Genomic DNA, 14,121 nt, shown 5'->3' on the forward strand with positions numbered 1-14,121 from the left:
ATCTGTGGAGCATCGGAAACAGTTTCCTGACAGCCCTTCCATCTATGTGTGTGCTGGCTGAACACCGTGCCGGACTCCAAAGGACATGGAGGACGCGAACATAAAGGATGCAAGCGTGTTTGCAAGCAGTCAGGCACCATAGGCTGGAAGGTAGGGAATGATACTGGATAGAGCATTTCTGGCAAGTAGCATGAGCGCATTCCGCACTTGCACAAACAGCATGAATACTGGGTCGTGCTATTCATTGCTTGACGGTTGAAATTATGGTTGTCAAAATTTTTCGCTTTTTTGATGCCGATATTTCCGGGCGCCCGGCTGAGCGATGGCGCTGGAAATGGTATAACGACACCAGCAATTGGTTAGAGTCGTGTTTGTACCGATGACGTCGAAGTTGAGAGTTGTCGGGTCGATTTTTATTGCCTGTCAGGACATCCGCAAGCTGGATCCTTTTTCGATGATTATGTTTGCGTCCAGAGTGCTCGGGAACATCTGAGTCGCAGGTTACGGCGGCATTGAATACACGCGCTCATCAAATCAACACTCAGGTCAACACATGTTTAAACGGTTCATCGATATCAGTGCTTCATTGTGCGCCCTCGTACTCCTGGCTCCCGTGATGGCTATCGTCGCCTGGAATATCCGCAAGAAACTCGGGTCACCGGTTCTCTTCAGGCAGGTTCGTCCTGGCCGGGACGGGAAGCCTTTCGAGATGGTGAAATTCCGTACGATGCGTGATGCCGTGGATGCCGATGGCAATCCTCTGGCGGACTCGGAGCGAATGACCCCTTTCGGCAGTTTCCTTCGCGCCAGCAGCCTGGATGAGTTGCCGGAGTTGTGGAATGTCCTTAAAGGGGACATGAGCCTGGTAGGGCCGCGACCGTTGCTGATGGAATACCTGCCTCTCTATAGCCAGGAACAGAATCGCCGCCACGAGGCTCGTCCGGGTGTGACCGGGTGGGCGCAGGTCAATGGTCGCAACGCGTTGGGCTGGGATGAAAAATTCGAACTGGACGTCTGGTATGTCGACAACCAATCCTTTTGGCTCGACCTCAAGATCATCTTCATGACGATCAAGAAGGTGGTCGTCAAAGAAGGCATCAGCGCGGACGGTGAAGCCACCATGTCCAAGTTCACCGGTAATAAACGATGAAAAGGCTGGCGGTTCTCGGGGCCAGCGGGCACGGCAAAGTCGTCGCCGATACCGCACAATGCTGCGGCTGGGATCAGGTGGACTTTTTCGATGACGCATGGCCCGGTCTCACCTGCAATGGCAATTGGCTAGTGGTGGGCGATTCGGCGACCATGTACGCTCGACTCCAGAACTATCAAGGTGTCATTGTTGCCATCGGCAATAATGTTGTTCGACAGGCGAAATTGGCGGCGCTGATCGATGCGCAAGCACCTGTTGTGTCATTGGTTCATCCTGCGGCGGTCATCAGTCAATACGCCGCCCTCGGGACAGGCTCCGTCGCTTTTGCAGGGGCGGTGGTCAATGCCGACGCTAAAATCGGACTCGGTGCGATCCTCAATACCGGTTCCAGTGTCGACCATGATTGCGTGTTGGGAGACACTGTCCATGTCAGCCCGGGTGTCAGATTGGCCGGCGCCGTGAGCGTAGGGGCGCGGAGCTGGATCGGAATAGGTGCCTGTGTGAGGCAATCGATCAGGATTGGCAGTGACGTTGTGGTCGGGGCGGGCGCGGCAGTGGTCAGCGATGTGCCTGATGGCGTAGTGGTTGCCGGTGTGCCTGCCAGAGTCATTTCAACGGTCTGAGCTGGATCGACTTCACGCTGGAAACATGAGTCGGTTTTAAGTAAATAATGGATTTTCCAAATTTCATCTTGAAATTAATAGGATGTGGGCTGTGTTGAATTCTCCTTTTTCTCCTTGGCCTTCTTTTTCCGAAGAAGAAGCTAACGCAGTACGTGACGTCATTCTTTCGAACAAAGTCAACTACTGGACCGGGCAGGAGTGTCGTGAATTCGAGAAAGAGTTCGCTGCCTGGAGCGGAACCGAGTACGCCATTGCCTTGGCCAACGGCACCGTCGCCCTGGACCTCGCCTTCCAGGCGCTGGGTATCGGTGACGGAGACGAGGTCATTGTGACCTCCCGAACGTTTCTCGCCTCGGTATCCAGCATCGTCAATGCCGGTGCGGTGCCTGTGTTTGCCGATGTTGACGCGGATTCGCAGAACATCACCGCCCAAACCGTTGCCGCTGTATTGACCCCTCGCACCCGGGCGATTGTCTGTGTGCATCTGGCGGGTTGGTCCTGCGACATGGATCCGATCATGGCGCTGGCCGAGGAGCATGATCTCAGGGTGATCGAAGATTGCGCGCAAGCCCATGGCGCGAAGTACAAAGGGCGTCCCGTCGGCTCGATTGGTCATATCGGCGCGTGGTCGTTCTGTCAGGACAAGATCATGACCACCGGCGGTGAAGGCGGGATGGTCACTACCAATGATCGCAATTTGTGGCTGGACATGTGGGCCTACAAGGACCACGGCAAGAGCTGGGAAGCTATCTACGAGCGCGAGCACGCGCCCGGCTTCCGTTGGGTACACGAAAGTTTTGGTACCAACTGGCGGATGCTCGAAACCCAAGGCGTATTGGGGCGTATTCAACTGCGACTGATGGATCAATGGCAGCCAGTACGCCTGTCCAATGCTCGCAGAATATGGGCCGCCGCTGATGAGTTGGCCGGTTTGCGAGTGCCTGCCATTCCGGAGGATTACGTGCATGCGGCGTATAAGTGTTATGTATTCGTCAAGCCGGAGGCCTTGAAAGCCAGTTGGACCCGCGACCGCATTCTCAATGAGATCGTTGCGCGTGGTGTTCCCTGCTTTTCAGGTTCGTGCTCTGAGGTCTATCTCGAAAAGGCCTTCGACAATACGCAATGGCGTCCGCAGGTACGCCTGCCGATTGCCAAACAGCTGGGTGAGACGAGCTTGATGTTCATGGTGCATCCGACGCTGACATCCGCGGAAATTGACAAGACCTGTCAGGTTTTGTCCGACGTCATGCGAGAAGCGGTCGCCAGTTGACGTCAATGCGCTTTTGATTGTGAGGGGCTCGCCTGCAATTGCGAGCCCTGTTTGAAGCAACAGCACTTCAAGCGCATGGCAGTTCAGGACGGCTCTGGCTGCAGGCTTGTTTAATACACCGCAACGGTATGCCTTTTGATTTTGGAATGGACGGTCTTCAGGTCGCTAGTCGGTTCAAGAACAGTCCAGGTTTTACAAGAGGGAGTTATGGAAAAGGCACGAGCATTCTTGCTAGGGCTATCGCGTAGGAAAAAGCGGTTGATTCAGGTCTTCTGCGACGTTCTGCTGGTCTGGCTTGCACTATGGATGGCATTTGTCGTGCGCCTTGGCGTCGATGACCTGATCAATCCTCTAGAAGGGCATCGCTGGCTGTTTATCAGTGCTCCGATTGTGGCAATTCCCTTTTTCATCCGTTTTGGTATGTATCGTGCCGTCATGCGTTATTTCGGCAACGATGCGCTGATCGCGATTATCAAGGCTGTCAGTCTTTCTTCGTTGTTGCTAGCGCTCATCGTCTATTGGTACAGCAACCATGAAACGGTCGTTCCGCGTTCGATCATTTTCAACTATTGGTGGTTGAGCCTGGTGTTGATCGGCGGCTTGCGTTTGGCAATGCGCCAGTATTTTTTGGGCGACTGGTTTACCGCGGCTCAACATGTACCCTTCACCAGCCGGGATGACGGATTGCTCAAAGTCGCGATCTACGGCGCGGGGTCTGCCGGCAACCAACTGGCGGTAGCCTTGCGGATGGGGCGTCTGATGCGCCCGGTTGCGTTCATCGACGATGACCGCAGCATTGCCCACAGGGCAATTTCCGGGCTGCAGGTTTACACCCCAAAACACATCCAGCAGATGATCGATGAGACGGGTGCGCAGGAGATCTTGCTGGCGGTGCCCTCGGCAACCCGGGCCCGGCGTCGTGAGATATTGAATTTTCTTGAAGCCTTTCCACTGCACGTGCGCAGCGTTCCCGGCTTCATGGACTTGGCCAGCGGGCGGGTCAAGGTCGACGATATTCAGGAAGTGGATATTGCTGACTTGCTGGGCCGCGATGCGGTGCCGGCACAGGAAGACCTTTTCTCCCGTTGCATCGAGGCTCAATGCGTTCTGGTGACGGGGGCGGGCGGTTCAATCGGATCAGAGCTTTGCCGCCAGATACTGGGCGCCCATCCGAAAACGCTGCTGTTGTTCGAGCACAGTGAGTTCAATCTTTACAGCATCATGTCCGAGTTGGAGCAGCGGATCAGTCGTGAATCGCTATCGGTCAAGTTGCTGCCGATATTGGGCTCGGTACGTCATGAGGCAAAGCTTCTTGACGTCATGAAAACCTGGCATGTCGATACGGTCTACCACGCGGCGGCTTATAAGCACGTGCCGATGGTCGAGCACAACATTGCCGAAGGCGTTCTCAACAACGTCATCGGTACGCTCAACACCGCGCAGGCAGCGTTGCAAGCCGGTGTTTCCAACTTCGTCCTGATTTCCACCGACAAGGCCGTTCGCCCGACCAACGTCATGGGTAGCACCAAGCGTTTGGCCGAGATGACGCTGCAAGCCCTCAGCCGCGAAGCCGCGCCGGTACTGTTTGGCGATGTCAGCAATATCTCTCAGGTCAACAAGACCCGATTTACCATGGTGCGTTTCGGTAACGTGCTGGGCTCATCAGGCTCGGTCATTCCGCTGTTTCACAAACAGATCAAGTCAGGCGGGCCGTTGACGGTCACGCACCCGAAAATCACCCGCTATTTCATGACCATCCCTGAAGCCGCGCAACTGGTCATTCAGGCCGGCTCAATGGGGCAGGGTGGTGACGTTTTCGTACTGGATATGGGCGAACCGGTGAAAATTGTCGAGCTGGCCGAGAAGATGATTCACCTGTCGGGCTTGAGCGTTCGCTCGGATCGCAATCCGCATGGTGATATCGCGATCGAGTTCAGTGGTTTGCGTCCGGGCGAGAAATTGTACGAAGAGTTGCTGATCGGCGATAACGTCGTGGCAACGTCGCATCCGATGATCATGAGCGCCGATGAAGACCATCTGCCGTGGGATGTACTCAAGGCGAAGTTGAACGAGCTGTTGTCCGCTGTCGATCGGGATGATTACACGCGTGTGCGTCAGCTCCTGCGCGACACCGTCAGTGGCTACACGCCCGATGGCGAGATCGTCGACTGGATTTATCAGCAGCGTCGGCTAGAACCTTGATTGTTTCACATCCTGTAACGGACACATTTTTGACAAGCTACATACATCGCCTAAGTTTGGAAGGCAGCTTCGGAAAAGCTGCTTTCCCAATTGATGTCATGGAGCTTCATTTATGCGTACTGGCTACTTCTACTCTCTGATTTTTGCCCTCCTGACCACCACCTCTGTCGCCGCTATTGCGGCGCCGGCGGCCAAGCCGGAGGCGGGCAATGCGCCTCTGGTCATGGAGGTTGCTCCCAAGGTTCAGTCTGAAAAGGTTGACTTGAATCAGGCTGACGCGTCGACTCTGCAACGAGAGTTGTCCGGCATCGGGGAGGCCAAGGCCAAGGCGATTGTTGCGTATCGTGAGAGTAATGGGTCGTTTGCGTCGGTAGACGAGCTGCTCGAAGTGAAGGGAATCGGCAAAGCCATTCTGGATAAGAACCGCGAAAAGCTTGAGGTGAACTAAGCTTGTAATTCAGCGCCATGGGCCGGTCATTGACCGGCCTTTTTGCATTCTGGCGTACGTGGCGATTTAGCGCCTTCCGTCGATGGGCAAAAAATTACGGCTGTCATATTGTGATTGAATTATGCCTATAATAAATTCGTCGTTCGGCTTGGCGCTGTGAAGCGCAGGCGCTTTTCTTTCCCTTGTACATTTCCAGGAGCACTGTCATGAATTCTGTCCAGGTCCAAGGTATGGCTCTCGTTACCGGTGCTTCTTCCGGCATTGGCGCGATTTACGCTGAGCGGTTGGCGGCGCGTGGTTTTGATTTGTTGCTGGTCGCTCGCGACGAGCCGCGTCTTGAGGCCGCGGCGAGCAAGTTGCGCACCGAGCACGGCATTCAGGTCGAGGTGCTCAAGGCCGACCTGACTCAAAAAGACGACGTGTTGAAACTTGAGCAGCGCCTTCGCAGCGATTCGAGTATCAGCCTGCTGCTGAACAACGCGGGTGTCGCGTCTGATGGCTTGCTGGCCAACGCCGATTTGGACCAGGTTGAACGCTTGATTCAATTGAACGTGACGACGGTCACGCGCCTGGCTTCGGCGGCGGCCGCCAGTTTTGCCAAAGCCGGCCGGGGCACGATCATCAACATTGCCTCGGTGGTGGCGCTGTTTCCCGAGCGTTTCAATGCAACCTACAGCGCCAGCAAGGCTTATGTGTTAAGTCTGACCCAGTCGTTGAACGCCGAGCTCGATGGCACCGGTGTCAAAGTACAAGCCGTGTTGCCCGGCGTAACACGCACGGAAATCTGGGAGCGCTCCGGTGTCGACGCGACCCAGATTCCGGCGGACATGGTGATGGAGGCGGGGGAGATGGTCGATGCGGCGTTGTCCGGTCTCGACCAGGGTGAACTGATCACCATTCCTTCGTTGCCCGATGCTTCCGAATGGGATGCGTTTGTCGCGGCGCGTCATGTGATGGCGCCGAATCTTTCCAAAAGCAAGGCCGCTTCGCGTTACAAGTGAGGCACCTTCCATTGGCTTGAGGTAGTTGCGGTATGAGTGAACGTCGAGTGGTTGTAACGGGCATGGGTTTGGTTTCGCCGCTGGGTAGCGGGGTCGAAGCGGTCTGGGCGCGCCTGTTGGCCGGGCGTTCCGGGTTGCGCAGTTTGCCGGACGACGTCGTGGCTGATCTGCCGGCCAAGGTCGGTGGCGCAGTGCCGACGCTGGCCGAAGATGCCGAGGCGGGTTTTGATCCGGTTCGTGCGACGCCACCCAAAGAGCAGAAGAAGATGGACCGCTTCATTATGTTTGCCATGGAAGCGGCGCGTCAGGCGCTTGAGCAAGCCGGTTGGCAGGCGCAGGATGCCAATGCCCAGGAGCGTACAGCGACCATTATCGGTTCGGGGGTGGGTGGTTTCGGCGCGATTGCCGATGCGGTACGCACCACCGACAGTCGTGGCCCGCGGCGATTGTCGCCTTTCACCATTCCCTCTTTTCTGGTCAACCTGGCCGCGGGCCATGTGTCGATCCAGCACGGATTCAAAGGCCCCCTGGGTGCTCCGGTAACGGCGTGCGCGGCCGGGGTTCAGGCGATTGGCGATGCGGCGCGGCTGATTCGTTGCGGCGAGGCGGACATTGCGGTGTGTGGCGGCGCGGAGGCGGCGATCGATCGCGTCAGTCTCGCCGGGTTTGCCGCGGCTCGTGCGTTGTCCAGTGGTTATAATGATACCCCGGAGCGCGCTTCGCGTCCGTTCGACAGTGGCCGCGATGGTTTCGTCATGGGAGAGGGCGCGGGCCTCCTGGTGATCGAATCCCTGGAACATGCACTGGCCCGTGGTGCGCAACCGCTGGCGGAACTGGTGGGTTATGGCACCAGCGCCGATGCCTATCACCTGACCGCCGGCCCCGAAGATGGCAGTGGTGCGCGACGGGCGATGTCGTTGGCATTGGCTCAGGCGGGCATTGCTGCCGCGCAGGTGCAACATCTAAATGCTCACGCGACGTCGACACCGGTTGGTGATTTGGGCGAGTTGGCGGCCATCAAGTCGTTGTTCGGTTCAGACAACAAGATCGCCGTGACATCGACCAAGTCCGCTACCGGGCATTTGCTTGGCGCGGCCGGCGGGATCGAGGCGATCTTCACGCTCCTGGCGATCCGCGATCAAATCGTGCCGGCGACCCTTAACTTCGATAATCCGGACCCCGCCGCCCAAGGCGTGGATATCGTCCACGGTCAGCCGCGGCTGATGGCCATCGAGTATGCGCTGTCCAACGGCTTCGGGTTTGGTGGGGTCAATGCCAGCGTGCTGTTCAAACGCTGGAAGGATTAGTCCCAGGGTTGTTTGAGATACGTGCGAGTGACGTTGAGGATCCGCTGAGCCAGTTCCGGATTCTCGACGCTGCGCGAAAGCAGTAATGCCCCGACCAGTGCCGACATGATGTAGATACTGTGGTCGGCGGTGTCTTCGCCTTTAAGGGTGCCTTGTATTTGTTCGAGTCTTGAATTGAGTACCACGTCAGAGGTCGGGCTCGGCTGTCCGCGCAAGCCGAGTTCCGAAGACATGGTCGGCAGCGGGCAACCTTGATCAGGTGACGTCTGGTGCCATTGCGACAAATAGGAGTCGATGAATGTCTCCAGCGGTTGCTCCTGCGCAAACAGCTCGGCGCAGACGGCGTTGCACTGCTCGCCAGCCGCTTGCAAGGCTTTTTCCACAAGTTCGTCTTTGGACTTGAAATGCGAATAGAAGCCGCCGTGGGTCAGGCCAAGGGCTTTCATCAGTGGCTGCAGGCCGGTCGCGCCGATACCGTCGCGGCGAAAGCGCGCTGAGGCTTCCTTGATGATGCGTTGGTGGGTTTGGGCTTTATGGTCCTGCGAGTAACGCATCTGGAATCTCCGCAACAATGCGCCATATTAACCAATGAAAATGGGATGGTGACTGTACTTCTACGTCTAAAGAGCATGCAGATGCGTCTAACCCGTCATGGTGTACTGTCTCTTTTAGAACTTGCAATCGCGGCTCATCTCAGTGAGTCACCAGACTTTCCAGAAGTAGATCACCCATCAGGTTCAACATTGGCTGGAAGTGATCGCAGCACTGAATCACCCCGCGCGTCAAGGTTTGACGCGGGATTTCGACACCGCGTCGAGCGAAGATTGTTCTAAACGGTGCAGCGGCAGGCCATCGACGTACTTGGTCGTCAGCAGCATCGTCAATACGCTGGGGCTGGTCATGATTTTTTTCGATCAGTTGCGCGGGCTTGCCAATGGAGATCGGTGCAACTTCACAGCCACGGCACCCGTAAACTTTGTGAATATGTTTAATCACCCGGATCTGTATTGGCACAATATCCAGCGGTACGCTGGTTTCTTCGCCGATTGCGTGTTTGCGTCAACCGCAACCGCAACCGCAACCGCAACCGCAACCGCAACCGCAACCGCAACCGCAACTGCAACCGCAAGCCAACTCGTGCTTGGGGAGTTCGTAGATGACCTTGATGCGTGGCAAGTCAGCAGACAGAGGCTTGCGTTTGCCACAGCGCTTGGTCGGAGCGACAACCTCTTCGTCAGTTTCAACGGTCGCGGTCGTGTCGATTCTTTCGACTTCATTAAACAGCAACAGTTGTGGCGTCGTCGGATCAGCGGTTTGCTCTTACTTGCGCCCGAACAGGTGCTGACGAAGCAGTGCATTTTCTTTTTCAAGAAGAACGACCTTCGATTGCATCTAAGCAAATAACTGCTTGAGCGCAGCCAGGTCATCCGGAAGGTTGTCGGGTATGGAAATCATGGCTGGATTATACCCAGTTAAGCAACAAATCACGCGTCAAAACCTGATGGGGGGCGCGCCACAGGTCAAACCCGCCGAGTAGCTAGTTCAGTTCCTGGGCGCTCAATTCAATGACTTCGTTGGCGTCGGGTGAGGTATTGATCCGCTCGGATTTAACGCGTTTTAGTCGAAGGCAGAAGCCGTTGCGCTCCCCATAGTGGATTTCATCCGGTTACGGCGGCGATTCAGAAGAACAAAAAACACCGTGTCGAAAAACGCTACTTTGATATCCCGCTCGACTAAGGCGGCAAGGACGTCAATGGGCTTTCGAAAGTCCGTGGGCTTGGGGGAGAGGTACACCTTTTCGACTTTTGCAGCGGGTCGCATCATGCGGTACTGACTCCAGAAAGAGATCGGGCGTGCGCAGCGTCAGGCTTCAGTTGGTGGCTATGAATGTGTAGGTGAATCGCTTACGGTTGATGGAGCGCATACCAGTTTACAACCTGTGTTGACACATTACCGAGCCCTGAACGATGCCCAACCTGATGAAGGTCCTGCGCGATCGTCTTGCCACTGCTGATTTGCGTCTGTCAGTCCAACTCGATACCACCGAGTCAGCCAGTGGCTCAGAACCATGAACCACCTCACCCGGTCGCGTGGTTCATGACCCCCAAAGAGCCAAGCTTGCCCTGGTATATGCTCAACAAGTTATATTTACCGACGCCGGTGATCGGGGGGGGGCATCGCATTTGCGGCTTGTGAGGCTTATGCCGAAGAAGCCTCAATGCCGGAGTGAAAAAGAGCGACTGCGGTGGATTCTACAACATCCAGCCCACCCCTCCTGACGGAATTGCTTGGTGATCCTTCAGAAAAAATAGTGGATCATCAATTCACTTAATCGGGTATTTCCTCAGTAGATCATCAACAACCAAATCAGCACCCAAGATAGTTAAATGATCGGAGTTGTAGTAGAGCGGCTTTCCGTCAATAGTCGCCTTGCACAATTCGGTATCACAAAATAAATCAATGGGGTTGTAAATTTTTACTGAGGGTGCGCTAGCTGTTATTGTTTTCAACATGTCAGCATAAATTTTGTACCTGTCATTGTAGTGGCTGCGGTTTATGCCGCATACATCGCGGATTTTCCTATTGTTAATAACTAGTGGCCGCGAATCAAAGCAGCTTCTAATGTTGAAGTCTAAGTCGGGGGCGTCATTAATAAGTATAATATTTTTTCCTGACTTGACTATCTCTGACAGGAATTTTATGCCGGCGTCAACAAATGTTCTAGCATCCTTATCCATTGGTAGGCGAGGTTGTCGATAGTTTTCATTTTCGACAGCGAAACCTCCAGAGGCGAGAGAACTCCAGTATCCAGCAAGATAAATAGTCTTAATGCTGGGATTCTCTATCGCGAACTTCAGTGCAACGGCAATTTTCGGTTCGCAATTGTTCGTAGACATGTATGTGTGTGAAGAAAAAGGAAGGCAGCGCTGGATTCCTAGATTCATAACGGACATGCTAGGTAGCTTACGAGAAAGGCTCTTATAATACTGGTTGCTATGCGAGTCTCCTAGGATCAAGACTTCCGGGGGAGATTTTTTTGATGTTAGGCAAAAAAATAATGTCTTAAATTCAGGATGTAAGCCATCGCAAGCGTCATTCCGATAGGGCATATGTGGATATTCTTTTGTTAACTCAACAAATCTTGCGGTCTTACGCAAACCTTCTCTTGAATCAAACCCTTCCGCTTTATAAGTTATATATCCAGTAATACCACATACAATCATTAGTGAGCTTAGCGCGTAAAGCTTCTGCTTATCATGTCCGCCCGAACGAATCGGCCGCTCAACAAACTTGTAAGTGAGCCAAGCCAGTGCGATAGACAGTAGGACTGCTGCGATACGAGCTCCCCAACTTGGCACTTCGCTTTCTATGATGCGAAGAAATGATAAGATAGGCCAGTGCCACAAGTAAAGGGGGAAGCTAATCAAGCCAAACCAAACAAGTATTCTGTTTGATAAAATCAATCGATTAAACAATGCGTCGGGGCCTGCCGCTATGATTGAAACAGCCCCTAAAACAGGTGCTAGCGCCCATTTACCCGGGAACTCTGTCTCATTATTAATACTCCAAAATCCGGTCGAAAGTAATAGAAAACCCAGTAGCGACAACATATCAGCAAGCGTCTTTCCATTACTTGTGGGTAATTCTCGGTTGGCAATAGAGCGGAGTAATGAGTCAAGCTTTAGTTTGAGACTGGTAAAAGTTTCTTTTTTGTATAGAGTAAGCCAGGATAATAGGCTTCCACAAAGTAACTCCCAAAAGCGGGTTTGTGGCGAGTAAAATGTAGCAACAAGATCTTTTTTGATGCCGTTGAGGTTAAGGTAAAAAGACCCTGCGGTCACTATTATTGCAATTGTCAGAAGATTGATTTTCCGTTTGCAAGCAAGCCATAGCAAAAATGGCCAGACAATGTAAAATTGTTCTTCAATACCTAAGCTCCACAGGTGAAGTAGTGGTTTGACCTCTGCGGAGTGATCGAAGTATCCTGCCTCATTCCAAAGGGCCAAGTTGGAAACGAAGCCTGCGCCCGCGGCAATATGTTTGCCTAACTGTTTGTACTCGTCAGCTAGCAGGGCATACCAGCCAAATGTGAAGCTTGCAATTAACACAAGCAGAAGTGCTGGAAAGATGCGCTTGACGCGACGAGAATAGAACTCTCTAAAGCTAAATACTCCCCGATCTAAACTTTCAAATACGATCGTGGAGATTAGGAATCCGGATATGACAAAAAAAACATCAACACCAACGAATCCGCCACGAATCAAGTCTGGAAACGCATGAAACCCTACAACAGCCAGCACGGCTACCGCTCTGAGACCGTCAATGTCTGCACGGTACTTAGGGTGTGTCAGGTGAGGATGTGAAGCTGGCATTTAGGATAGAGCTCTCTGATGATGTGCTGGTTGTATTGTATACAGCACAATTGGAGGGGCGCGCGCGGAGATCAGGCTAAAAAAATCGCCAGATCATAGCCCAATTCCAGCGTAGCTACAACCGAGGCAGTCGGAGAGGACTGCGAATATATCTCACTGAAGCTATTTGTTGGACTCTGGAAGAACTTTTACTAAGCCAGCAGCGATGGAGGAGGTCAACTTGAAGGAGTGGGCTAGTCAGAGATACCCCATTGAGCGTGCCAAGGGAATCTGGCGATTATGTACTCCAGTTGCGCAAGAGGATATGAATGACTGCTATTATTTTTGAATTTATAATCGCGGTATCGTTTTAATCTGTTTATACATCAGGATGAAGGCTTTAATCCTGATGTATAAACTGGCAGTAAAAATTTAGTTGGAGTTTATGGTGTTTAACATAAAGTATGGATCGTAATCGTGATTTGTCGAGCTTCTTATGATGAAGTTGATGTTTTTCATATTGTTGCTTTTGATGTCTTGTTTAAATAAGTTTGCTGTCTCTTTGGTGTAACAGCATGCGTCTCTGTCATTATATATTAGTGTGAGTTTTGTTTTTGACCGGCTAATCTCTTTTATAAGCTCGATGGTGTTGGTTTTTCTGAAAAAATTCGAGCTGGTTTGCTCTGAGTCGCCGAAGTTATTTTTAATAAACCTGTACTTTAGTGGCATAACTCCAGCAGCTAAAATGCAATTGCTCAGCAAATCTTTCAACACATTGCATGCGTAAAGTCCGGTGGTTGCGCCGCCCGACAATCCTGCGAAATTGATTTTGTTGTATGTCTTTTTTAGACTTAAAGCGTTCACGACAGCGCTGTCCATGAAAAATCTCATGTAATGGGAATTTCCTGTGTCGAACAATTCAAAAACGCCGTGTACTGCGGCAGGGGTGGCTTCAAGATCCTCAGGATTGTAATTAACTTCGCCATCCCAGCTTTTAACCATGATGGGGTGGTATTGCTTTTCAACTCCAAGGAAGGGCATGCTTACCAATAATACATCATTTCCGCTTTCTAAGGCGCCTGCAATAAACGTATATGCAAAATGTTCAGTTTCGGCAGGAAGCCCTCCATGGCCATGGTTGTATATAAGGAGGTTTGGAGCGATCGATTCGTTTTTATGATTGCCTTTGATTAATACTGCGTGCGACTTGTATTCGGTTATGTCGTAACTTGTTGTTAGGCACTGTTTTATGTAAGAGGGGAATTTTTGAATGAACTCAAGATGCAATGCTTTGCAGTCTGAATTCGTGGTGTCTTGTGGGGGGGAGAACTCAATGTCGCTGTAAAGGTATCTTAAGCTACTGTTCGAGGGTATTGTTTTGAACACGGCTTCTCTAGCGCTTTCAGCATGGCTTAACAGGATTGTTGATAGGCACATAAGGGCAGATATACCTATTATTAATCGTTTTCTTAATGGAGTTGTGTTCATGGTCTGGTTTCACTTTTTCAGTATTCGGATTCGGCTTGCATGAGCTGTGGGCTTTAAGTATTGTTAGTTTTCTATGTTTGCAGAGGGTGTTCTTTTTTTAGCAAATTATAGAGTTTGGATGAGGCTGGTTTTTCAATTAATGTATTTATTGAGTAAGACATAAGTATCATTAGAAAAATCGTACCGAAAAATAGGAGGTGAATATTAATTGTTGAGTGAAAGTGATTGAATATTATATATCCTATAAACTGATGTAATAGATATAAAGGGTATGTAAGGG

Annotated in this window: 11 protein-coding genes and 1 pseudogene; 7 read left to right on the plus strand and 5 right to left on the minus strand. The window is 52.3% G+C overall.

Translation table 11 applies throughout. From position 1 onward, the window contains the following. The first annotated feature begins 553 nt into the window (after nt 1–553). The 7 genes from F8N43_RS12655 (at nt 554) to fabF (ending at nt 8,001) form a co-directional block, all read left to right on the plus strand. The gene (locus tag F8N43_RS12655) at nt 554–1,150 is read left to right on the plus strand and encodes a sugar transferase (protein WP_150653854.1); all 597 of its coding nucleotides are present in this window, start codon (nt 554–556) and stop codon (nt 1,148–1,150) included. Continuing rightward, nucleotides 1,147–1,773 carry an acetyltransferase gene (locus F8N43_RS12660; RefSeq protein WP_150653855.1) on the plus strand — a complete coding sequence of 209 codons (627 nt, stop codon included), beginning with the start codon at nt 1,147–1,149 and terminating at the stop codon, nt 1,771–1,773. Before F8N43_RS12655 ends, F8N43_RS12660 begins: the two co-directional genes overlap by 4 nt. Nucleotides 1,774–1,864: 91 nt before the next feature. Continuing rightward, nucleotides 1,865–3,043, plus strand: coding sequence for a DegT/DnrJ/EryC1/StrS family aminotransferase (locus F8N43_RS12665; RefSeq protein ID WP_150653865.1), 1,179 nt, complete (start codon nt 1,865–1,867; stop codon nt 3,041–3,043). A gap of 207 nt (nt 3,044–3,250) precedes the next feature. Further along, nucleotides 3,251–5,245 carry a polysaccharide biosynthesis protein gene (locus F8N43_RS12670; RefSeq protein ID WP_150653856.1) on the plus strand — a complete coding sequence of 665 codons (1,995 nt, stop codon included), beginning with the start codon at nt 3,251–3,253 and terminating at the stop codon, nt 5,243–5,245. A 112-nt stretch (nt 5,246–5,357) separates the two neighbouring features. After that, nucleotides 5,358–5,693, plus strand: a complete 336-nt coding sequence (locus F8N43_RS12675) for a ComEA family DNA-binding protein (protein ID WP_150630120.1) — start codon at nt 5,358–5,360, stop codon at nt 5,691–5,693. Nucleotides 5,694–5,899: 206 nt separating this feature from the next. Then, the gene (locus F8N43_RS12680) at nt 5,900–6,694 is read left to right on the plus strand and encodes an SDR family NAD(P)-dependent oxidoreductase (protein ID WP_150653857.1); all 795 of its coding nucleotides are present in this window, start codon (nt 5,900–5,902) and stop codon (nt 6,692–6,694) included. A gap of 32 nt (nt 6,695–6,726) precedes the next feature. Beyond that, nucleotides 6,727–8,001 carry a beta-ketoacyl-ACP synthase II gene (gene fabF / locus F8N43_RS12685; RefSeq protein ID WP_150653858.1) on the plus strand — a complete coding sequence of 425 codons (1,275 nt, stop codon included), beginning with the start codon at nt 6,727–6,729 and terminating at the stop codon, nt 7,999–8,001. Here fabF and F8N43_RS12690 read toward each other — a convergent pair. From F8N43_RS12690 to F8N43_RS12720, 5 genes and pseudogenes are all read right to left on the minus strand, one after another. Beyond that, on the minus strand, nt 7,998–8,555 hold the full coding sequence (locus tag F8N43_RS12690) for a TetR/AcrR family transcriptional regulator (protein WP_150653859.1): 558 nt from the start codon (nt 8,553–8,555) through the stop codon (nt 7,998–8,000). The two genes, fabF and F8N43_RS12690, sit on opposite strands and share 4 nt — an antisense overlap. A 142-nt stretch (nt 8,556–8,697) precedes the next feature. Continuing rightward, nucleotides 8,698–9,393: pseudogene (locus F8N43_RS29535) on the minus strand (transposase); the annotation flags it as partial. A 225-nt stretch (nt 9,394–9,618) separates the two neighbouring features. Continuing rightward, nucleotides 9,619–9,825 (minus strand): IS66 family insertion sequence element accessory protein TnpB, encoded by a 207-nt coding sequence (gene tnpB, locus F8N43_RS12705; protein ID WP_224787822.1) that lies wholly within the window; start codon nt 9,823–9,825, stop codon nt 9,619–9,621. 500 nt (nt 9,826–10,325) lie between these two features. Then, on the minus strand, nt 10,326–12,374 hold the full coding sequence (locus F8N43_RS12715; RefSeq protein WP_150653860.1) for an acyltransferase family protein: 2,049 nt from the start codon (nt 12,372–12,374) through the stop codon (nt 10,326–10,328). 411 nt (nt 12,375–12,785) lie between these two features. Further along, a complete protein-coding gene (locus F8N43_RS12720) occupies nt 12,786–13,841 on the minus strand; it encodes a hypothetical protein (RefSeq protein WP_150653861.1) in 1,056 nt (351 codons plus the stop codon). Nucleotides 13,842–14,121 lie beyond the last annotated feature (280 nt).

The sequence above is a fragment of the Pseudomonas fluorescens genome, from assembly GCF_902498065.1.
In the GTDB taxonomy this organism is placed as follows: domain Bacteria; phylum Pseudomonadota; class Gammaproteobacteria; order Pseudomonadales; family Pseudomonadaceae; genus Aquipseudomonas; species Aquipseudomonas fluorescens_BJ.

Bases quoted from the DNA above. Each gene is read 5' to 3' on its own strand.
- F8N43_RS12655 (WP_150653854.1), top strand. From the start codon at position 554: ATGTTTAAACGGTTCATCGATATCAGTGCTTCATTGTGCGCCCTCGTA.
- F8N43_RS12660 (WP_150653855.1), top strand. From the start codon at position 1,147: ATGAAAAGGCTGGCGGTTCTCGGGGCCAGCGGGCACGGCAAAGTCGTC.
- F8N43_RS12670 (WP_150653856.1), top strand. From the start codon at position 3,251: ATGGAAAAGGCACGAGCATTCTTGCTAGGGCTATCGCGTAGGAAAAAG.
- F8N43_RS12675 (WP_150630120.1), top strand. From the start codon at position 5,358: ATGCGTACTGGCTACTTCTACTCTCTGATTTTTGCCCTCCTGACCACC.
- F8N43_RS12680 (WP_150653857.1), top strand. From the start codon at position 5,900: ATGAATTCTGTCCAGGTCCAAGGTATGGCTCTCGTTACCGGTGCTTCT.
- fabF (WP_150653858.1), top strand. From the start codon at position 6,727: ATGAGTGAACGTCGAGTGGTTGTAACGGGCATGGGTTTGGTTTCGCCG.
- F8N43_RS12690 (WP_150653859.1), bottom strand. From the start codon at position 8,555: ATGCGTTACTCGCAGGACCATAAAGCCCAAACCCACCAACGCATCATC.
- tnpB (WP_224787822.1), bottom strand. From the start codon at position 9,825: ATGATGCGACCCGCTGCAAAAGTCGAAAAGGTGTACCTCTCCCCCAAG.
- F8N43_RS12715 (WP_150653860.1), bottom strand. From the start codon at position 12,374: ATGCCAGCTTCACATCCTCACCTGACACACCCTAAGTACCGTGCAGAC.
- F8N43_RS12720 (WP_150653861.1), bottom strand. From the start codon at position 13,841: ATGAACACAACTCCATTAAGAAAACGATTAATAATAGGTATATCTGCC.